This window comes from Escherichia sp. MOD1-EC5990 (genome assembly GCF_002965285.1).
GTDB classification, from domain to species: Bacteria; Pseudomonadota; Gammaproteobacteria; order Enterobacterales; family Enterobacteriaceae; genus Escherichia; species Escherichia coli_F.
Map to the genome: position 1 here is coordinate 52,335 of NZ_PTRV01000024.1, position 22,403 is coordinate 74,737.

Genomic DNA, 22,403 nt, shown 5'->3' on the forward strand with positions numbered 1-22,403 from the left:
ATAACTCCCTTATGTGCATTTCACGGGATGGAAGACCATGAAATTTATTGGGAAGCTGCTTCTCTACATTCTCATCGCTCTGTTAGTGGCGATCGCTGGCCTCTATTTCCTTCTGCAAACCCGCTGGGGAGCAGAACATATCAGCGCATGGGTTTCCGAGAATAGCGACTATCATCTGGCCTTCGGGGCGATGGATCACCGTTTTTCCGCGCCATCTCATATCGTGCTGGAGAACGTCACGTTTGGTCGTGATGGTCAGCCCGCGACCCTGGTGGCAAAAAGTGTCGACATTGCGCTAAGCAGTCGCCAACTGACCGAACCACGCCATGTCGATACCATCCTACTGGAAAACGGGACGCTGAATCTCACCGACCAGACCGCGCCGCTGCCGTTCAAAGCCGATCGTCTGCATCTGCGTGATATGGCGTTTAATAGCCCGAATAGCGAATGGAAACTGAGCGCGCAGCGGGTAAATGGTGGCGTGGTTCCGTGGACACCAGAAGCCGGTAAAGTGCTGGGTACGAAGGCGCAGATTCAGTTTAGTGCCGGATCGCTTTCGCTCAATGATGTTCCTGCCACCAATGTACTCATTGAAGGCAGTATTGATAACGATCGCGTTACGCTGACTAACCTGGGTGCCGACATCGCCCGCGGGACATTAACCGGAAACGCGCAGCGTAACGCCGACGGCAGCTGGCAAGTGGAAAATCTGCGGCTGGCGGATATCCGTCTACAAAGCGAAAAATCGCTAACCGACTTCTTTGCGCCATTACGCTCTGTCCCGTCGTTGCAGATTGGTCGCCTGGAAGTCATTGACGCTCGTCTGCAAGGTCCGGACTGGGCGGTGACCGACCTCGATCTCAGCTTGCGCAACATGACCTTCAGTAAAGATGACTGGCAGACACAGGAAGGCAAATTGTCGATGAACGCCAGCGAGTTCATTTATGGTTCGCTGCATTTATTTGACCCTATTATAAACGCGGAATTTTCCCCGCAGGGCGTAGCGCTCCGCCAGTTCACCAGCCGCTGGGAAGGTGGCATGGTAAGAACGTCAGGGAACTGGTTGCGTGACGGGAAAATGTTGATCCTTGATGATGCGGCAATTGCCGGACTGGAATATACCTTGCCGAAAAACTGGCAACAGTTGTGGATGGAAACGACACCCGGCTGGTTAAACAGTCTGCAACTGAAGAGATTTAGCGCCAGCCGCAATCTAATTATTGATATCAACCCTGACTTCCCGTGGCAACTCACCGCGCTCGATGGTTACGGCGCCAATCTGACGCTGGTTACCGATCATAAATGGGGCGTCTGGAGTGGCTCGGCGAATCTGAATGCCGCCGCCGCAACGTTTAATCGTGTTGATGTCCGTCGTCCGTCGCTGGCGCTAACTGCCAACAGCAGCACGGTGAATATCAGCGAACTGAGCGCATTTACCGAAAAAGGCATTCTGGAAGCCACCGCCAGTGTTTCACAAACGCCACAACGTCAGACCCATATCAGCCTGAATGGACGCGGTGTGCCGGTGAATATTTTGCAACAGTGGGGATGGCCTGAACTACCGTTGACTGGCGACGGCAATATTCAGCTCACCGCCAGCGGCGATATTCAGGCCAATGCACCGCTAAAACCCACGGTTAACGGGCAATTGCATGCCGTGAACGCCGAGAAACAGCAAGTGACCCAGACCATGAATGCGGGCGTCGTTTCCAATAGCGAAGTTACATCGACGGAGCCGGTGCAGTAAAAGTCAATCTCGCCGGGTACGACTCAGACGTACCCGGCATTCTTCAATAAATTACAACGTAATTGTCAGCGCATTCCCTTGAGGCGTCACCACCAGCCCCTGCTCACTTTCAGCCTGCGAACCGCCTTGCAGACCATTTACTTTCACAACATTGCGCAAGCACAGCGTCCAGTTCTTCGCCACGCCCGCACCATTCACAGTAATTGTGTTGCCAGTACGCGCCGCTTTCAGGGTGAAAAGAACGGAACCATCGGCAACGGGCACTTCACAGATAGCTTCATGCCCGTCTTGCAGATTAAAGAGCTGGAATGCCGTGCCTTCGTGCCACGCGTAATCGGGACGTTGCTCGTTGTTGCCCAGCGCCAGTAGGGTGTTATCACGCACATAAACGGGCAGACTCAGGAAGCCGTGCTGCTGTTTATGCCAGCGACTACCATCGAGTTCATCGTTGTGCCACAGGTGTGTCCAGCGACCTTCCGGCAAGTAGAACTGCACATCGCCCGATTCAGTGAACACCGGAGCAACCATCACGTTGTCGCCTAACATGTATTGACGGTCAAGGTAATCACAAGCCGGATCGTCCGGAAACTCCATCATCATGGCCCGCATCATCGGCGTACCCCGCGCGTTCGCACGAGCAGCCTCACGATACAGATACGGCATCATGCGGCATTTCAGTTGCGTGAAGAAGCGCACCACATCACAGGACTCATCATCATAGGCCCACGGCACACGATAAGATTTGCTGCCGTGTAAACGGCTATGGCTGGAGAGCAAACCAAACGCGCACCAGCGTTTGTAAACGTGCGCCGGAGCGGTATTCTCAAAGCCGCCGATATCGTGGCTCCAGAAGCCAAAACCAGAAAGGCCAATAGACAAACCACCGCGCAGGCTTTCCGCCATTGATTCGTAGTTAGCGTAACAGTCGCCCCCCCAATGTACCGGGAATTTCTGCGCACCAACGGAGGCCGAGCGGGCAAACAGGACAGCTTCCTCCTCGCCGACGGTTTCCTTGAGCACGTTCCACACCAGTTCATTGTAGATGTACGCATAATGGTTATGCATTTTCTGCGGATCGGAACCGTCAAACCACTGAACATCGGTTGGAATACGTTCGCCAAAGTCGGTCTTAAAGCAATCAACGCCCATCGCGACCAGACCTTTCAGTTTATCGGCGTACCATTTACAGGCATCTGGATTGGTAAAGTCATAAATCGCCAGACCTGGCTGCCATTTATCCCACTGCCATAGCGAACCGTCCGGGCGTTTGAGTAAATAGCCTTTCTCTTGTAACTCTTTAAAGACAGGGGATTTTTGCCCGATATAGGGGTTAATCCAGACGCAGATTTTTAGCCCTTTCGCTTTCAGGCGGCGGATCATCCCTTCCGGGTCCGGGAAAGTCAGCGGGTCCCACTCAAAATCGCACCACTGGAAGGCTTTCATCCAGAAACAGTCAAAGTGGAAAACATGCAGCGGCAGATTGCGTTCCGCCATACCATCGATAAAGCTGTTAACCGTCGCTTCGTCGTAGTTGGTGGTAAATGAAGTGGTTAGCCACAGGCCGAAGGACCACGCGGGCGGCAGCGCCGGACGACCAGTAAAACGGGTATAACGATCAAGTACCGCTTTCGGCGTCGGGCCGTCGATAACAAAGTATTCGAGATATTCACTCTCAACGCTGAACTGCACTTTGGAGACTTTCTCCGATCCCACTTCAAAAGAGACGCATTGGGGATGATTGACCAGTACACCATAACCACGGTTAGTCATATAGAACGGGATATTTTTATACGCCTGTTCAGTACTTGTGCCGCCGTCCCGGTTCCAGGTCTCTACCGTCTGGCCATTGCGCACCAGGGCAGTAAAGCGCTCTCCCAGACCGTAAACTGTTTCGCCAACGCCAAGATCCAGCCGCTCAAACATATAATTTCGTTGATTATTCGTGTCCTGCACGTAGCCATTATTTTTCACCTGACTACCGGTAATACGTTCGCCGTTGCGCAGAAAATCCAGTGACCAGAACTCACCTTTGCTGACACGCGCACTTAAGTTGCCACTTTTAAACTCAGCGTAACGTTCTGTGTTTTCGATTGTGACCTTCACGTCCTGCAAAATATTGAGCGGGTAATGAGGACCGTTATTCAGCGCCCCCTGAAAATGCTCAATCCGTACACCGACAATACCTTCCTGTGGGGAGAAAAAGCGCAGCGTAAATAAAGGCGTATCAAGCTGCCAGGTACGTTCACGCACATCACGGGGGGCAGCATAGACCACCATTTCATTACCCTGCTGTTCAACCTCGAACACCTGAAGCGGGTGAATCAAATTGAGGCCAGGTTGAATCAACCAGTTTCCGTCGCTAATTTTCATTGCCGTTCCTTAGTTCTGCACTTCTTGAGAGGTGAATTGTTGCTGGCAACGGCGTTTGCCCTGCGCCAGCTGTTCCATAACGGTTTTCAGATTGTGCGTCGTGAGTGAGTAGTAGCGTTTAGCGATAATCGCGCTCAGCAAGTAACAGATCGCCGGAACAATCGTGAATAGCGCGATAATGATGCTAATCGTGGCGCTGTTCTGCGCTTTTTCTGCCGCATCATATCCGCCATAAGCCAGCATCCAGCCGATAAGAGCGCCGCCGAAGGCCAACCCCAGTTTGAGCACAAACAACGTGCCAGCAAAACTGATCCCGGTCAGGCGTTTACCATTGCACCACTCGCCGTAGTCGACGGTATCGGACATCATTACCCACTGGATAGGTGTCACCAGTTGATGCAACACACCAATCACGAAGATGAAGACAAACATGGTGATGCTGGCCTGCATAGGAACAAAGAACATCGCCAGGCTAATCACTGCCAGCAGGGCGTTCGTCCACCAGAAGATAGTGACTTTACATTTCCAGTCGGTCAGCGGTTTCGCCAGTGCGGAACCAATCAGGTTACCCACGCAATAAGTGGTAAGAAAAGCGACAAACACTTCCGGCGTACCCAAAATCCATGTGACGTAATACATCATCGCCCCGCCGCGTACGCACACCGCCAGAATATTGAAAATGGTCAGGAAACCGACAATACGCCACTGGTCGTTTTGCCAGATATCACGTAAATCTTCCCGCATAGACGTCGTTGTAGGTGGTGCTTCAACGCGTTCTTTAGTGGTGAAGAAACAAAATGCCAGCATCATAAATGCCACCACGGAAAGGACCGCGATACCGCCCTGGAAACCGAGTGGTTTATTATCACCACCAATTAAATTAACCAGCGGCATCATCAGCACAGTAGAGAGCATGCCTCCCGCGGTCGCCAGCACAAAACGCCAGGATTGCAGCGAGATACGCTGAGTCGGGTCATTGGTGATTACACCACCCAATGCGCAGTAAGGGATATTGACGACGGTATAAAGTAAGGTAAGTAGGGTGTAAGTAATTGCTGCATAAATCATTTTTCCGTTCATACTGAGATCTGGCGTGCTATAGGCCAGTACACAGACGATCCCGAATGGCAGTGCGCCAAACAGTACCCACGGACGAAATTTACCCCAGCGAGAGCGCGTTCGATCGGCCAACAACCCCATGCAAGGATCAGAAATCGCATCCAGTGCACGAGCGACCAAAAACATGGTTCCGACAAATCCGGCAGGAATGCCAAAAATATCGGTATAAAAGAACATCATATATAACATTACGTTATCGAAAATAATGTGGCTGGCGGCGTCTCCCATGCCATAACCAATTTTCTCTTTAACGGACAACACTTCACTCTTCATCTGCTTTTCCTTGATGCTATAGGGGTGCTGAGACCGATAACGCATTTTGTAAACCATCCCTGTGAGAGCGAATATTCCGATATCTGGTTATTAATTTATGATTCTTGTTTTATGTGATCGTGGTAGCGTAAATTACGCTCATATATCATTGTAAAATATGGGTTTTATATGAAATATAATGCTTTCGTGATAATACGCTGCATGTATTAGGCGGAAAAAACTGATCTGGGGGATGTAGAAACTCAAGGAAGTAGCTATAATGCGCCCCGCCTCCATGTAGCAATCGAGGCGCGGAAGATCGTCGTCTCCGGTGAGGCGGCTGGACTTCAAATCCAGTTGGGGCCGCCAGCGGTCCCGGGCAGGTTCGACTCCTGTGATCTTCCGCCAATTTGCCTCTACTGACGTTCTCCAACCTCTTGTAATACAGTCAATCCAGATATTTTCTAATGCTCAATATTTAATCGGCTTCAGGAATACCTGATCAAAGGTTTTGTGATGGACGATGAGCGACTGAAGAATCCGCCTGTCGGTTCTTCTGTCCTCGAACGCATCCGCGATATTCGCGCCAGCATGCGCCGTGTTTATTTGCAGGTGATTTGCCCCCCTGCTGACTCTCAGCCAACTGTATCGCCATTAAGGTAAAGATGTTGTTTTACACGCCCCAAAACACCCTTTTTTTATACGACGATTCTATTCCTTTAACCGCTGGCGAAAAAAACTGACCTATAAACTTCACCAATAATCAGACTGCCATCAAGATTAATTTTTTCATTTAATATATCAAATAAACTTGTTTTATTTTTACTATCAAAAATAGCTCATTGCCTTACTATAATTAATATATAAATTCGGTGATTAATTCTTAACATGCTTTTGCTAATAATCTCAATTGCTGGCCCTATAATATTGCGCTAGCATTGCTTTCTGGTTGTATCAGCGATACTCAAAAATTCTTAATATAATACTCATTCGACTGGTACTTATTTGTAACTCAGTTATATTTTGTCGCCCGGTGATTCAGAAGAATGCAAAAAATGGCTACCACTCCATCAAAAATACTTGATCTCACTGCCGCGGCATTTTTACTTGTCGCCTTTCTGACTGGTATTGCGGGCGCTCTCCAGACTCCCACCCTAAGTATATTCCTCGCAGATGAACTGAAAGCCCGTCCTATAATGGTAGGTTTTTTCTTCACCGGTAGCGCTATTATGGGAATTCTGGTCAGTCAATTTCTGGCAAGGCACTCCGATAAACAAGGCGACCGTAAATTACTGATCCTGCTATGTTGCTTATTTGGAGTGTTGGCCTGCACTCTTTTTGCGTGGAATCGCAACTACTTCATTCTCCTCTCTACGGGCGTACTTCTGAGTAGTTTTGCTTCCACTGCAAACCCGCAAATGTTCGCCCTCGCCCGTGAACACGCCGACAGAACAGGCCGTGAGACGGTCATGTTCAGTACATTTTTACGTGCTCAGATCTCGCTTGCCTGGGTTATCGGGCCACCGCTCGCTTATGAGCTGGCAATGGGATTTAGTTTTAAAGTGATGTATCTCACCGCTGCCATCGCATTTGTTATTTGCGGTTTAATAGTCTGGTTTTTTTTGCCATCAATACAAAGAAATATTCCTGTCGTTACCCAACCCGTAGAAATTTTACCCTCCATCCATAGAAAGCGAGATACACGGCTACTTTTTGTAGTCTGTTCAATGATGTGGGCGGCGAATAATCTCTACATGATAAATATGCCGCTATTTATTATTGATGAACTGCATCTAACCGATAAACTGGCTGGAGAAATGATTGGTATTGCTGCCGGTCTGGAAATTCCGATGATGTTAATCGCAGGCTATTACATGAAACGTATTGGCAAGCGACTATTAATGCTCATTGCTATCGTGAGTGGTATGTGTTTTTACGCCAGCGTACTCATGGCGACGACTCCGGCAGTTGAGCTGGAATTGCAAATTCTAAATGCCATTTTCCTTGGTATTCTCTGTGGTATCGGCATGCTTTATTTTCAGGATCTGATGCCTGAAAAAATAGGCTCTGCGACAACGTTATATGCAAATACCTCACGCGTCGGCTGGATTATCGCCGGCTCTGTTGACGGAATTATGGTTGAAATCTGGAGCTACCACGCGTTGTTCTGGCTGGCGATAGGGATGTTGGGTATTGCGATGATTTGCCTGCTGTTTATTAAAGATATTTAGCTCACCAGTCTGAGCTAAGAAAAATCGGCGTGGCGCAAACAGAGCCATCCTCGCCATTTTTGCTATCATGCCTGCATACATAAACGACAAAACAGTATGCAGAGGGAAAAATGGGTTCCACCAGAAAGGGGATGCTGAACGTTCTGATTGCCGCCGTGTTGTGGGGAAGTTCAGGGGTCTGCGCGCAATACATCATGGAGCAAAGCCAGATGTCGTCGCAGTTTTTGACTATGACGCGTTTGATATTCGCCGGTTTGATTCTGCTGACGCTGTCATTTGTGCATGGCGATAAAATCTTTTCTATTATTAACAATCACAAAGATGCCATGAGTCTGCTGATTTTTTCCGTGGTTGGCGCGCTAACCGTACAGCTCACTTTTTTGCTAACCATTGAAAAATCGAATGCTGCCACGGCAACGGTGCTGCAATTCCTCTCACCGACGATTATCGTCGCCTGGTTCTCACTGGTGCGTAAATCCCGCCCGGGCATTCTGGTTTTTTGCGCTATTTTGACATCGTTGATCGGGACTTTTTTATTGGTGACACACGGTAATCCGACGTCATTATCGATCTCTCCGGCCGCGTTATTCTGGGGCATTGCCTCGGCATTTGCTGCTGCATTCTATACCACCTATCCCTCAACGCTGATTGCCCGCTATGGCACGTTACCGGTCGTCGGCTGGAGTATGCTCATTGGTGGTCTGATCCTGCTGCCATTTTATGCCAGACAAGGGACAAATTTTGTGGTTAATGGCAGTTTGATTCTGGCGTTTTTTTATTTGGTGGTCATTGGTACGTCCCTGACATTTAGTCTGTACCTGAAAGGAGCACAATTAATTGGCGGTCCAAAAGCCAGCATTTTAAGCTGTGCAGAACCATTAAGTAGCGCGCTGCTCTCTTTGCTGTTGCTGGGGATCACGTTCACATTGCCGGACTGGCTGGGCACACTGCTGATTCTGTCATCGGTGATTTTGATTTCAATGGATTCCCGTCGCCGCGCCAGAAAAATAAATCGTCCGGCGCGGCATGAGTGAGAATTACCAGCCAGGCACCGCGCCACCGTTAAAGATGGTTTCTGCCGCTTTAGCGACTTCGGGCGATTGATAAGATTGCAGAAATTCCTTCACGTTTTCTGCATTCTTATTATCTTCCCGTGCCACCAGAATATTCACATACGGCGAATTCTTATCTTCAATAAATACGCTGTCGTGCACCGGAGAAAGCCCGGTCTGCTGAATGTAAGTGGTGCTGATAATCGCCACATCAACTTTGGGATCATCCAGTACGCGCGGGAGCTGCGCCCCCTCGAGTTCCATAATCTGCAAATGACGAGGATTCTCGGTTATATCCAGCGCGGTAGGTAGTAACCCTTTTCCCTCTTTCAGAGTAATTAGCTTCTCTTTTTGCAACAGTAAAAGCGCGCGACCAAGGTTGGTCGGGTCGTTGGGGATCGCCACTGTCGCGCCTTCTTTTATTTGCGCCACGGTTTTGATTTTTTTGGAATAACCCGCCATGGGGAAGACAAACGTATTTCCCACCGCTACCAGTTTATAACCATGCGCCTGATTATCTTGTTCAAGAAAGGGTCGATGCTGGAAGACGTTCGCATCAAGCTCGCCATGATTTGTCGCATCGTTCGGTAGCAACGAACCGCTAAATCCTACCAGTTCAACATCGAGGCCATATTTCTCTTTTGCCACCTTTTTAGCGACTTCCGCGACATCTTGTTCTGCGCCATTAATAACGCCCACTTTAATGTGCTTTTCATCGCTGCTGCTCTGGTCGCAACCTGCCAGCAGAATTCCTGCCAGTAATAATGCGGCCCCCGCCCGTAGATGATGTGTTGTCAGTTTCATTTTTTATCCTTTTTTTAATCGTTAACTGACTATAATGGCAAGATCACTACGATTTAAAAAACGAAAAGCTATCGAATAGAAGAAAAAGGTATATAAAACTGGCACTTCTTACTGACCACGCAAACACCTTTCGTACAGCATGATGAGAGCGGCAAAAGCAAACTACACTTATGCTTCATTCGATGCACATTTGCAGAAGGTTGCAGCTATGAAGACAACGATGCTACTCATGATTACCGTATTCCTGACTTTCCCAGCCATTTCTCAGGCCGAGTCGCCATTCAGTTCTCTACAGTCGGCAAAAGAAAAGACCACGGTATTGCAAGATTTACGTAAAATTTGCACGCCACAGGCGTCATTATCAGACGAAGCGTGGGAAAAATTAATGTTGTCTGATGAGAGTAACAAACAACATATCCGCGAAGCTATTGTGGCGATGGAGCGTAATAATCAGAATAACTACTGGGAAGCGCTGGGTAAGGTGGAATGCCCGGATATGTGAATTTCGCACACCTCCGCGCTCAGGCCAGCAGCCACTGACGTACGCTCGCACATCAGTAAATCACCTGCTTTTTCAAATTCCAATCAGAATTGAACCCGTTCATCAGGATTGTGGATAAAATTCCCTCTACATTATTTTCATTTCATCACATAGAAAATCTTATCTCATTGAAACAATACTTGTTTTTAATGCAGAAAAGGAAGTCCAACGGATGGGCATAAAAATGAGCGAATTTTGATATCACCACCCTCTAAAAAATGGTGAAGTCTGAACAAAGAATGTTCGAAAGGAGAGAGTAGAGATGGAAAGCGCAAATCTGGATTTAGAAGAAAATAAAGAAATTGCCAGTAAGTTCGAACGTGCACTAGGTATGGGAGCAACGCTTGCAGAACTGCATGGCATAACCCCGGATACCCTTGAAGGCGTTTATGCTTACGCTTATAACTTTTATGAAAAAGGAAGACTTGACGAAGCTGAACTCTTTTTTAAATTTCTCTGTATTTATGATTTCCAAAATTATAATTATTTAAAGGGATATGCCGCCGTCTGTCAGTTGAAGAAAGATTATCAAAAGGCATTCGACATGTATCATATCTGTTTGATGCTATCTCCCGATAACGATTTCTCTTTGGTTTATTATATGGGCCAATGCCAGATGGGCTTAAAAAACATTAAAATGGCCACGGAGTTATTTAATACAGTCGTAACCTACAGTCAAAATGAAAAAGTTAAAGAGATGGCTAATGCTTATCTTGAACTCTTGACAGCCAATTCCGAAGAGGAAGTTCAAACAGAGTGAGTCGGCAAAATGAACATAAACGTAAAAAAATCTTCTTTTACGCCTGAAGAGTTAATCAGGAAATATCATGAGGAAGCCCCGGTTGATTTAAAAAATAACCATGGCGATAAAATAAATGAGAAGAATAACAATAAACACATTACTTACTTTCCCGTTGATGCCATTTTAGATGGGAATAAACATCTGCCATGAGTTAAATAAAAAAATTAATTACACCCGATGATAGCTTAAAAAGGAGGTGAATTATGTCGACACCGATTACGGGACAAACGATCACATTTGAACAAATCAGCGAAACATTGCGCACACAGTATAGCGATGCGGAAAAAAGACTGCAGGACAGCAACAAAACGCAAGTTGATCCCATGCGGCTTAATAAAAACCCGAAGTCCCTTGATAACGATATTCGCGCTCGTCTTGAAAACAAACCTATGCTTGCTCCGCCTGAAATGCAGGTTTCAGATTCAGACAACGCCACTACAGCAAAGACGAACGATGCGCGCCTGACGATGATTTTGGGTAATTTATCAGGCATTGGCGATCAGGATATTACTACACGCTTGCATAATAACCTGGACAACACCCTGCTTCGACACGAAATGGCACATAATAAGTTTCGTGAATTAAGCGACGCCTACACCTCATCATTAGATTCAGCGCAAAAAGCCAACGATAATCTGCATCAGGCCAACAATAATTACAATGCAGTCGATAAAAGAGTGCAATCGCTGGAAAAAAAAGTCAACACATTGGATCAAGAGTTGTCGCAACTGCAACCAGACGATCCACAATACAATAAAGTACTGACGCAAAAAAATGCGGCTGAAAAAACACTCACGCTGTCGTTACAAAAAAAATCGTTAGCTGAGAAATCGTTAAATACAGCCATTATGGATGCTGATGCTGCGATCGGCCAAAGTATGGAAGTTTTTGACGAAATTCAACAGCAAGAACAGATTAATAACTTCACCACCAATATTTGCCTGACACAGGAAAACCAGAAAAACAGAAACGCGACAGCCACATTTATCCTTTTGATTACCTCAGTAATGGAAGTTATTGGCGATACAAATTGCGAATCTATTAAAAATCAATCTGAGGTAATGAAAGAAATCAACCATGTCAGGGAAAATAAACTCAATGAAACAGCACATAAATATACTACCACGACTAAAGTTTTAAAAATAGTTAATGAGTGTGTAACTGTAGTTACCTTTGCCGTAAGCGCAGTCTTAATTGTTGTTGGTCTTCTTGCTGCAGTTCCAAGTGGTGGTTCAAGTATTGCGGGTGCATTGGCACTTATTGGAGGAATAGCGGGCGCAGTAGTATTAGGTATTGATATCACCTGTCAAATCGCGCTGGGCACCACGGCTACCGGATGGATTTTAGGAAAACTTACTGAAGGCCTTGCGGGTATTATTTCAAAATATGATCCCACGCTGCTAGCAATCTGCGCTCTTCTGGATGTTTTGGGTGTCAAACAAACGACTATTGATTTGGTACAAGATATATACTCAACTGCAGCCGCGTCTATTGTTATGGTAACACTAATGATTGGTGCAGCGATAATTTGTTCTGTCGCAATAAGTGAACTCGTAAAGGCGCTAACAAAGACTGCCACCGAAGAAATAACAAAAGAAGTAACAAAGAGTATAAAATCCACAGTAGAAACCATCATTAAATCTGTTTCAAAAAAAGTCATGTCCGCATTAGATGCTGTAGGCAGTAAAATAACAGAATCAGCAGAGTTGATATTATTATTTGCAAAAATAGCCAAAGGACTTGAACAAATCAGCACATCAGTATGTTCAATAGCAACATCAGCCATGAATGTATATGCCTCTGAGGATTTCGCAAATATGGAAATTCTTCAGCAGGATATGAGTAATTTATCAAAAACGCGCGAACAAATGCTTACAGTGATGCAAAGGATAGATAAAACCGTCGAACAAGAGGTAGCTCAGATGGTGCGTGTATTGCAACACCGAACTGAATCTTTGAAATTTGCTTCCCATTCTATCGTATAAGAGGATTCAAAAATGCCCAATAACATTAGCAACATAAACAATACAGCTCATAATAAGAATCTCGATAAAACAACGTTCGATGAACAACCTGGTTATGAAACAAGAGTATCTCAAAATAAAAAAATACTGCAAAGTTTTGTGCCTAATGATATTAAAACTGATACAAACACTAAATTTATTAGGTTGATTGATTCTGTCCGTGCTCTTTCTCCCGAACTACAATGTAAAGTATTAGATGGTCTTAATTACGCTAATAACACATTACATAATATAATTCAAAACGCTGGCATAGCGACAAAATCATCCTGTCAGTCTACCAAGTCAACAGAGAAAACCATAACATTTAACATTCTCGATATGTTAGATAATTTGACTATGAGACAACAGAACATTATGGAGGAATTTTTAAGAGTCTTTACATCAATGTACAATGCCTCTGCCAAGGCCGAGGCTAGCATGAGCATCCTTTTTGAAGATCTTGTCCAATTACAGAGTAAAGAAACAATTAACTCCTCTTGGGAAAATTTAGCTGGTGCTACAACGGGCGCAATTGTTAATGTGATTGGAGTTGGCGTAGTCGCGAATGCAGAATATAAAAAGCCCGCCGGTAAAATAGATGATGTTAATCCAAACCAAGGACAAAAAACAGATACACCGGAAGACCAACAGAAATTAAAGACAAATGAAGATGTGAAAAAGGCAAAAGCTAGACTTGCTGAAATAAATAATAAATTATCAGAAGATAAGAGTACTGAGAATGACCAAAATAAAATACCGTTAGAAGAATTAGAAAAAGAAAAAGACAGTATCAATAAGCAAATTGCAGATAAACAGCATATTGACAGTCATAATAAAAAATTTAGTCGTTATAATTCTCTTTCTAATTCTCATCATCTCTTTCAGGCTTTTGGCAGTACATTGCAATCAAGCGGAACTGTAGCTGCGGAATATACTCGTGCTGAAAAAGAGGTTGCGGAGCAAGCTAAAAATGTTTTGCATTCAGTTATGAGTAGCTATCTGGATCAAATTAATCGTGATGTTCAAGGAAGAGATCAGGCACTCAATTTATTACAGCAAATAATACAAACTATTATTGATACTGATAGCGCTATCGTTCAAGGCATTCGCTCATAAATAATTGCAATAATAGTTAATTATATTTAAGGAGGAATGGCACATGATTAATAAAGATAATAATTTAAATATAGATATTTTACGTCAGCAGAATGCAAACATTCCTCTTAAAGAGGCATCCTCGCAAAGTGAGGAGCCTCATCAACTGGAAAACAGCAAAAGCGAGGGTAATTTGTATAACAGCGCCAGTAAGGATAATAATATTGGCGCTATGCTCAAGAAAGATGTTGAAAAACTATCAACTTTAGTCAGTGAACGTAGCCAGCGAAATGAAGACTGGAAATGCCAGCATGACATACAACTCAACTTCGTTAAAAACATGCTCAGAAATTTCCCAACTGAGAACCTGTCAGAGAAAGGATCTGCGCTCTTACACGAAAGTTATTCGCTGATAAAAAAAGTTCTGCAGCTTACAGAAAATGTTAATACTATTGACGGAAAATTAAAGGATCCCGCTAAAATATTGACCTTGCATAACTCTGTGAGAAAAACCCTGGCTAACGTTGCTCACAACACAACCGGGTCAAGTGCAATGGCATCGACCAAAGGTACCTTAAATCACGCTATCGCTTCTTTAGAGAGTTCTGCGCCTGAAATGAGAAGTTCATCAACCAGCAGTACTTTAACGGCCAGTAGTTCAAACGAATTTAAAAGTGATAAATATATATGCAGTGATATTGCTGATTTGATGAGTGTGCTCGGTAGCGACTACCTCGAAATTTATGCGAATAGCGTTGAGATAATGAGCGCATACTGGCAGGACTTCAGTGAACATATCCAAAGCAATATGGGAAAATGGACTCACTCTAATAAAAAAGGCGATGCGATAATTTTTGATGTCAATGCATTTCAAAAGGCCTTGATGCATTTTTATTATATCGATAAATATCCTAATGGTGATTTCCACTATCATTACAATCCAGACTATGTTTTATACCCTCCGGCACCTGCTGACAAAATTGGTGTTCCATTGGAAGAAGCAGAAAAATGGTGCGCCGCTTTAGGACTTCCGGTAATTCCACCCGATCCCAAACACCGCACACCTTCTCCGATTGTCGAAGTTGAACCACAAGGTAGCGGTTTATATGTTATTATTCCCAACCCTCAGATTATTGACAGTATGAGTCAATCTTCAGATTCAATGGTGCACAGGGATAATAAAGGAAAGGAAAAAAATATATCTAAAGAATTCACCGGTTATGAAATAAGCACAGCTGAATACCAGGCATGGTTAGCGGGTTATAATGGGCAAGCAGAAAACATGAAAACCGATGTACAGGTTATCACGACTAAATACAGCACAGCCAACTCCACCTACGATACGATTATAAAATTATTATCGTCAACCATTACAGCATTATTTGATTCAGCGAAAGATTATTTACGTTTCTGATTAAGTAACGCCAAATATTATAGTCCACTATCTGGTCTCGTAAAATGGGACCAGCGTTTCATATTATTAAGCATCAGCTTTCATTCATTTCTTCATCACAATCTTACAAAATGAGCGTTTTTTGATAGAGCAATTCTGCCAATACTTTATTTTATATTGATCAAATTAATACTATGAATAGAGAAAACGGAAGGAGCGTTCTATGCAACTGCAACATGGAAAAAATAATACACAACAATATATATTTGGCGACTTTGTATTAAAAAACAATGGAATATTATTATTCAAAAACAAAGAATATCATATTCCCCCGAAAGAACTTGGCGTTATTATTCTATTACTTAATGCTGACGGTGAAATTGTTAGCAAAGAAGAGATTATTGATAAGGTCTGGAGCGCAAGTGTTGCCAGTGATGAATCTTTAACACGGTGTATTTATGCATTGCGCAAACTTTTGCATGAGAATAAACAGTGTAAGTATATCGAAACGGTCTATGGTCGTGGATACCGTTTTACTGTACCCATTGTGATTGTAACCGATAATGAACCGGTAAAGTCGACTACCACTCTTGCTGTTTTTCCATTTCGTACTGAAGGTTCGATCAATGTTCTAAAACTGCATTACGAACTTGTGCAGGGCCTTTCAAAATATGCTTTTTGTGGTTTAGATATTTTACCTGCCTCGGTAACGAATGAGGCAAGCGATTTTTCTACTATCCATCAGTTTATTAATAAAACAGGCCCAGAATATTACATTATGGGTCAGGTCGTTCACTATGGTAAAAACTGGCGTTTATTTATTGAATTAATTCATGCCAGAACGCATAAGTTGATTGATCATCAAAGTATTGATTTTAACCCCGACAATCCTCTTTCCGTATTATTATCACAAGTAATTAATATTCTTATTGAAAAAATACCCAATATTAATTTTAAATCTATTAATACACAACAAATGCCATCTCTGGATTCTGCTGTTATGTATATGAATGGCAGAATGGAAATGTATCGTTATACACCAGAGAGTTTGAAACGAGCATTAGTAATATTTAGAGATTGTGTGAGTACGCAACCGCAAAATACCTTGCCCTACTGTTGCCTGGCGGAATGCCATATATCATTAGCACTCCTTGGACTCAGTGAACAAAAACAAGCAATAACTACGGCAGTAACCTCCATTGAAAAGGCTCTTGAAATTAACCCTTCAAATTCTCAGGCATTGGGTTTACTGGGTTTAATCAGTGGGCTAAAAGATGAACATTCAGTGTCTAATGTGCTATTTAAGCAAGCACATTTACTCAAACCTAATTCGCCAGACGTTTATTATTATCAGTCTCTGCTATGCTTTTTGAACGGTGACCTTGCAAGAGCATTTAATCTAATAGAAAAAAGCATTGCTCTTGAACCCAATAAAATGGGCATAAGCATTCTTAAATTAATTATACTTTATTACACATCCCCCCTCGATAACGCGATATCTTTTGCATTAAATCTGAATAGTCAAAACACCTGTAATAATCCAATTATTACCTCTATTCTGGCTATGTTCATGGCACTGAAAGGACATAATGACAAAGCCAAAAGTTTATTGCTTAAACTTGAGCCTGAACATGGTCTTGATTACAGCTGTGTTAACTCGCTTTATACGAAGTTTCTGATCTATGGCGCATCTATAAAAAATGACATTATGAAGTTACTGGCAAATATTAACACTAACAAAATCAATGGTGTGATCTTGCCGTTAATTTACACTGTTTATGGTAAAAAAGAATATGAAAAGCGCTGGCAACAATTAGTTAAAGACAATGATTTATGGTCAAATGTTTTGCTTCACGACCCTCGTTTGCTCAATGTAAAAAATGAATTTAATACTATCAGTGCGATGCGTACTTCTGCGTAAGAACGAAGAGAAATTGCCCTGCTGATGCAGGGCAATTTAGTAGTTATTTCGTTAAAAATATCTCACACACAAACCAGAAGACTTTCCTGATCCTGGTGTTGATATACCAGTTTCAGGATTGAATTTCTCGTGAACCCCTATAAGTACAGTACTTGTCCAGTAATCCGTACTGCTAAATGTACTGCCATAAGCTTTCAAATTACCATATTCTCCCCACAACGTACCTACTTTTCGTGGAACTACACCACTACTTGGTCGCTGCGCTAATTCTAAAGATGACGCCACTTGTCCATAGCTATTGCATGATGCATTTATAATATCCCAAGTGTTATTACTGGCAGCACCTAAACTAGTAAACCATTTTTTCATCTTGAATTTGAATACAACATTATTCCCTTTACCATCTTTTGGTTTCCCGGTAATAGTGATTTCACTATTTAGGGGCAGACTTATTGTGACTTCTCCATTATTGTTAACATTAATACCATAGATGCCTGCCGTCCAATCATAATCTGTATTCTTCATATTATGGGTTAATACTAAGGTGAATTTAGCCCCATCAAATCCTGTTTCAGGAAAACCATCTGCCGCCCTGAATATTGCACCATTCACACTCAGTGAATCGACTGCCACAAAAGGAAGGATGGTATAGGAAGGTTGCCCGTTTACACGCCAACCGTTAATCTGCAGAAATGAATTTAAGTTCTCTCCTTCTTTGTAGGCCATATAGGTACGCTCATATATGCCATCACCCAAATATATCCATTTAGCCCCTTCTTTCTTCTCCACATTTTGTAAGTACACTGCATTATCCAGCAAATCCAGACCGTTATCCAACGGGTTACCAAAATCATCAGCTAATAAAACACTGACAGGTAAATCCGCCCCAACAACCACAACATCATCTCTTATACGAAGCTGTGAACCATGCGGACTCGCTTCACCCGGTTTAATAGTATAATTATTTGAATAATTGGCATCGCTCCAACCAACCATCTTCAGTTGTGCATTCAAATTCACTTCCGCGAAATGCGCCATATACTGTCTTTGATATTGCCCATTGCCGTTGTATATCCAATTATTACCCTGGATAGGATCTGCATTCCTGACTTTTACGTTTTCCTCATTAAGCTGAGCGACACCATCAGTAATAAAGTTACCCTGAGCATCACTAAGTACAACAGTCACCGTTATGCTCTCCCCAGCGATATATACCGTTTTGTCCGTGATAATCGTGGACTGAGTTTTTGCTGCTGCACCTGGTTGTATCCCGTATAGCGCGGAATCAATCTCCGTTGCCCATGTTTTTAATTTCAGACTGGCAACCAAATTTTTCTCGGCAAACCATGCTGTCCAGATCATGGTATATTCACCATTATTCTGTTCGACCCATTGCATCGAATCGGGGACTGCGCCGCCCACCGTAAAATTATCGATATATGATTCGATAACTCCTGATGTCAGCCCTAAAGCCGGGTTACCAAACTCATCCCGCAACGTTACTGTGACAGTTAATGACTCCCCGGCGATATATGTCGTTTTATCTGTCCTGATGGCTGAATTTGTTTGCACCGGAGCACCACTGTGGATGGAATAACTCTCTGATTGTTTACTGCTGCCCCACTCAGGCAAAGTCAACGTCGCGTGGTGAGAGTCTCCCGCCATTTGCGCCGACCATGTAGCAGTATAAACACCGGCGGTTTCAGACCATCCTCCTGAACGTACGGCTCCTTCCACTATTACGTTATCACCAGACAGTAAGGACTCGCCCCCTTCAACCAGGTTACCGTGCGCGTCTTTCAGCGTCACGGCGACGGTTATAGTGTCGCCAGCGGTGTATGCGTTTTTATCCGTGGCGATAGTTGATGTAGCTTGCGCCGGAGAACCGGACTGTATGTCATAGCGATCTGACGTTACACCATCACTCCACGTCTGCAATTGCAGGTTGGCGTGCTGATTGGTACTGGCAATCGTCGCCATACGGGTTGTGGTATACACGCCACCTGATTCAACCCAGCTTCCCGTTTCTGACGGGTCGGTGCCAGCCACCGTAAGCACACCATTAGCGGCTAACTGTGAAGCTGCACCGGTTACCAGATTATCGAACGCATCCCGGAGCGTTACCGTGATGGTGATTGTCTCTCCAACCGTATAGTTCGACTTATTTGTTTCAACGGTTGAAGTGAGCTGCGATGCATCACCCGGTACAAAGGTGACGTTCTGGCTCAGGCTGCTGCTGTTGATGCTGGCGGTGACCGCACTGGCTCCGGCGGTCTGGCTGGTGACGGTGATTATTGCCGCGCCGTCCGGCCCGGTGATAACCGTCGCGGCAACCGCTGCCCCGTTGTCCGCTGAGACGCTGACCGTCTGTCCGGCCAGCGCATTGCCGAACGCGTCGGTGACTTTCACCCGCAGCGTGTTCGCCGTCGAACCGTCTGCCACTGAGCCGTCCTTAATGACCACCAGATCCACGATCTTCGCGGTGCTGACATCAGCAATAAACGTCACGTTCTGGCTCAGAGTGCTGTTGTTGATGGTTGCGGTAACTGTACTGATGCCCGCCGTCTGGCTGGTGACGGAGATTTCCACGGTGCCGTCCGGCCCGGTGATAACCGTCGCGGCAACCGCTGCACCGTTGTCCGCTGAGACGCTGACCGTCTGTCCGGCCAGCGCATTGCCGAACGCGTCGGTGACTTTCACCCGCAGCGTGTTCGCCGTCGAACCGTCTGCCACTGAGCCGTCCTTAATGACCACCAGATCCGCGATCTTCGCGGTGCTGACATCCGGGATAAATGTCACGTTCTGGTTCAGAGTGCTGTTGTTGATGCTGGCGGCAACGGCACTGATGCCCGCCGTCTGGCTGGTGACGGTGATTTCCACGGTGCCGTCCGGCCCGGTGATAACCGTCGCGGCAACCGCTGCCCCGTTGTCCGCTGAGACGCTGACCGTCTGTCCGGCCAGCGCATTGCCGAACGCGTCGGTGACTTTCACCCGCAGCGTGTTCGCCGTCGAACCGTCTGCCACTGAGCCGTCCTTAATGACCACCAGATCCGCGATCTTCGCCGTGCTGACATCAGCAATAAACGTCACGTTCTGGCTCAGAGTGCTGTTGCTGATGCTGGCAGTGACCGTACTGGCTCCGGCGGTCTGGCTGGTGACGGTGATTATTGCCGCGCCGTCCGGCCCGGTGATAACCGTCGCGGCAACCGCTGCCCCGTTGTCCGCTGAGACGCTGACCGTCTGTCCGGCCAGCGCATTGCCGAACGCGTCGGTGACTTTCACCCGCAGCGTGTTCGCCGTCGAACCGTCTGCCACTGAGCCGTCCTTAATGACCACCAGATCCGCGATCTTCGCGGTGCTGACATCCGGGATAAATGTCACGTTCTGGTTCAGAATGCTGTTGTTGATGCTGGCAGTGACCGTACTGATGCCCGCCGTCTGGCTGGTGACGGTGATTATTGCCGTGCCGTCCGGCCCGGTGATAACCGTCGGGGCAGTCGTTGCGCCGTTGTCCGCCAACACGCTGACCGTCTGCCCGGCAAGCGCATTACCGAACGCATCGGTGACCCTCGCCCGCAGCATATTCTCCATTGCACCGTCTGCCACTGAGTTATCCCGGGTGACTACCAGATCCGCTATCTGCGCCGTCCTGACATCCGCGACAAACGTCACGTTCCGGCTCAGGCTGCTGCTGTTGATGCTGGCAGTGACAGTACTGGCTCCCGCCGTCTGGCTGGTGACACTGATCTCCACCGTGCCGTCCGGCTCTGTGATTACCGTCGGGGCAGTCGTTGCGCCGTTGTCCGCCAACACGCTGACCGTCTGCCCGGCAAGCGCATTACCGAACGCATCGGTGACCCTCGCCCGCAGCATATTCTCCATTGCACCGTCTGCCACTGAGTTATCCCGGGTGACTACCAGATCCGCTATCTGCGCCGTCCTGACATCCGCGACAAACGTCACGTTCCGGCTCAGGCTGCTGCTGTTGATGCTGGCAGTGACAGTACTGGCTCCCGCCGTCTGGCTGGTGACACTGATCTCCACCGTGCCGTCCGGTTGCGTGGTGACCGTCGGAGCGACCGTTGCGCCATTGCCTGCCGTCACGCTGACCGTCTGCCCGGCAAGTACATTCCCGTTAGCATCGGTGACCTTCACCCGCAGCGTGTTCGCCATTGCGCCGTCAGCCACTGAGTTATCCTGCGTCACCTCCAGACTCGCGATCTGCGCCGTGCTGACATCGGCGATAAACGTGACGTTCCGGCTCGCGGTACTGCTGTTGATACTGGCGGTGACCGCACTGGTGCCCGCCGTCTGGCTGGTGACACTGATTTCCACCGTGCCGTCCTGCCCTGTGATGACAGTCGGAGCGACCGTTGCGCCGTTATCCGCCAACACGCTGACCGCCTGTCCGGCAAGTGCATTCCCGAACGCATCGGTGACCCTCACTTGCAGCGTATTCGCCGTCGCGCCGTCTGCCACCGCGTTATCCTGGCTAACGATCAGATCCGCGATCTGCGCCGTGCTGACATCCGCAATAAACGTCACGTTCCGGCTCTGGCTGCTGTTGTTGACGCTGGCGGTGATCACACTGGTTCCGGCGGTCTGGCTGGTGACAGAGATCTCCGACGTGCCGTCCGGCTGTGTGGTGACCGTCGGAGTGACCGTTGCGCTGTTGTCTGCCGTCACGCTGACCGTCTGCCCGGCAAGCACATTACCGAACGCATCCGTCACCCTCACCCGCAGCGTGTTCGCCATTGCGCCGTCAGCCACGGCGTTATCCTGCGTCACCTCCAGACTCGCGATCTGCGCCGTCCTGACATCGGCGATAAACGTGACGTTCCGGCTCTGGCTGCTGCTGTTAATGCTGGCAGTGACCGCACTGATTCCGGCGGTCTGGCTGGTGACAGAGATCTCTGCCGTGCCGTCCGGCTGCGTGGTGACCGTCGGAGCAGTCGTGGCACCGTTGCCTGCCAACACGCTGACCGTCTGCCCGGCAAGCACATTACCGAACGCATCCGTCACCCTCACCCGCAGCGTGTTCGCCATTGCGCCGTCAGCCACGGCGTTATCCTG

14 protein-coding genes, 1 tRNA gene and 1 pseudogene are annotated in these 22,403 nt (G+C 46.5%); 12 read left to right on the forward strand and 4 right to left on the reverse strand.

Going from position 1 to position 22,403, the window contains the following annotated elements:
• The first annotated feature begins 37 nt into the window (after window positions 1-37).
• Complete coding sequence (locus BEB42_RS21510; RefSeq protein WP_105267552.1) at window positions 38-1,747, forward strand: AsmA family protein; 1,710 nt, start codon at window positions 38-40, stop codon at window positions 1,745-1,747.
• Between the two features lie 51 nt (window positions 1,748-1,798).
• On the opposite strand, the gene yicI is transcribed toward BEB42_RS21510, so the two are convergent.
• Window positions 1,799-4,117 carry an alpha-xylosidase gene (gene yicI, locus BEB42_RS21515; protein WP_000702958.1) on the reverse strand — a complete coding sequence of 773 codons (2,319 nt, stop codon included), beginning with the start codon at window positions 4,115-4,117 and terminating at the stop codon, window positions 1,799-1,801.
• Between the two features lie 9 nt (window positions 4,118-4,126).
• Window positions 4,127-5,509 carry a glycoside-pentoside-hexuronide family transporter gene (locus BEB42_RS21520; protein ID WP_000834430.1) on the reverse strand — a complete coding sequence of 461 codons (1,383 nt, stop codon included), beginning with the start codon at window positions 5,507-5,509 and terminating at the stop codon, window positions 4,127-4,129.
• 292 nt (window positions 5,510-5,801) lie between these two features.
• On the opposite strand from BEB42_RS21520, the gene BEB42_RS21525 reads away from it, so the two are divergent.
• The 4 genes and pseudogenes from BEB42_RS21525 to BEB42_RS21540 all read left to right on the forward strand — a co-directional run bounded on the left by BEB42_RS21525 (window position 5,802) and on the right by BEB42_RS21540 (window position 8,753).
• Window positions 5,802-5,896 (forward strand) — tRNA-Sec (locus tag BEB42_RS21525).
• A 78-nt stretch (window positions 5,897-5,974) separates the two neighbouring features.
• A pseudogene (gene rhuM / locus BEB42_RS21530) lies at window positions 5,975-6,136 on the forward strand (RhuM family protein); the annotation flags it as partial.
• Window positions 6,137-6,534: 398 nt separating this feature from the next.
• On the forward strand, window positions 6,535-7,719 hold the full coding sequence (locus tag BEB42_RS21535; RefSeq protein ID WP_001171036.1) for a sugar efflux transporter: 1,185 nt from the start codon (window positions 6,535-6,537) through the stop codon (window positions 7,717-7,719).
• Between the two features lie 110 nt (window positions 7,720-7,829).
• Window positions 7,830-8,753 (forward strand): carboxylate/amino acid/amine transporter, encoded by a 924-nt coding sequence (locus BEB42_RS21540; RefSeq protein WP_000535968.1) that lies wholly within the window; start codon window positions 7,830-7,832, stop codon window positions 8,751-8,753.
• A 3-nt stretch (window positions 8,754-8,756) separates the two neighbouring features.
• On the opposite strand, the gene nlpA is transcribed toward BEB42_RS21540, so the two are convergent.
• Window positions 8,757-9,575: a lipoprotein NlpA gene (nlpA, locus tag BEB42_RS21545; protein WP_000779407.1), complete on the reverse strand. Its 819-nt coding sequence runs from the start codon at window positions 9,573-9,575 to the stop codon at window positions 8,757-8,759.
• Window positions 9,576-9,783: 208 nt separating this feature from the next.
• Between nlpA and yicS the strand changes: the two genes are divergently transcribed.
• The 7 genes from yicS to eilA all read left to right on the forward strand — a co-directional run bounded on the left by yicS (window position 9,784) and on the right by eilA (window position 17,330).
• Window positions 9,784-10,077, forward strand: coding sequence for a protein YicS (yicS, locus tag BEB42_RS21550; protein WP_105267553.1), 294 nt, complete (start codon window positions 9,784-9,786; stop codon window positions 10,075-10,077).
• A 301-nt stretch (window positions 10,078-10,378) separates the two neighbouring features.
• Complete coding sequence (locus BEB42_RS21555) at window positions 10,379-10,876, forward strand: SycD/LcrH family type III secretion system chaperone (protein ID WP_000443167.1); 498 nt, start codon at window positions 10,379-10,381, stop codon at window positions 10,874-10,876.
• 9 nt (window positions 10,877-10,885) lie between these two features.
• Window positions 10,886-11,068 carry a hypothetical protein gene (locus tag BEB42_RS21560; RefSeq protein WP_001024900.1) on the forward strand — a complete coding sequence of 61 codons (183 nt, stop codon included), beginning with the start codon at window positions 10,886-10,888 and terminating at the stop codon, window positions 11,066-11,068.
• A gap of 53 nt (window positions 11,069-11,121) precedes the next feature.
• A complete protein-coding gene (locus BEB42_RS21565; protein WP_000106737.1) occupies window positions 11,122-12,903 on the forward strand; it encodes a YopB/SseC family type III secretion system translocon subunit in 1,782 nt (593 codons plus the stop codon).
• 12 nt (window positions 12,904-12,915) lie between these two features.
• Window positions 12,916-14,037 (forward strand): hypothetical protein, encoded by a 1,122-nt coding sequence (locus BEB42_RS21570; RefSeq protein ID WP_032185497.1) that lies wholly within the window; start codon window positions 12,916-12,918, stop codon window positions 14,035-14,037.
• Window positions 14,038-14,080: 43 nt separating this feature from the next.
• On the forward strand, window positions 14,081-15,430 hold the full coding sequence (locus BEB42_RS21575) for an IpaD/SipD/SspD family type III secretion system needle tip protein (protein WP_000608451.1): 1,350 nt from the start codon (window positions 14,081-14,083) through the stop codon (window positions 15,428-15,430).
• Window positions 15,431-15,632: 202 nt separating this feature from the next.
• On the forward strand, window positions 15,633-17,330 hold the full coding sequence (eilA, locus tag BEB42_RS21580) for a HilA family transcriptional regulator EilA (protein ID WP_001176834.1): 1,698 nt from the start codon (window positions 15,633-15,635) through the stop codon (window positions 17,328-17,330).
• A 51-nt stretch (window positions 17,331-17,381) separates the two neighbouring features.
• Here the strand turns inward: eilA and BEB42_RS21585 are convergent.
• The coding region (locus tag BEB42_RS21585; protein ID WP_236942411.1) for an Ig-like domain-containing protein at window positions 17,382-22,403 on the reverse strand (5,022 nt) is incomplete at its 5' end.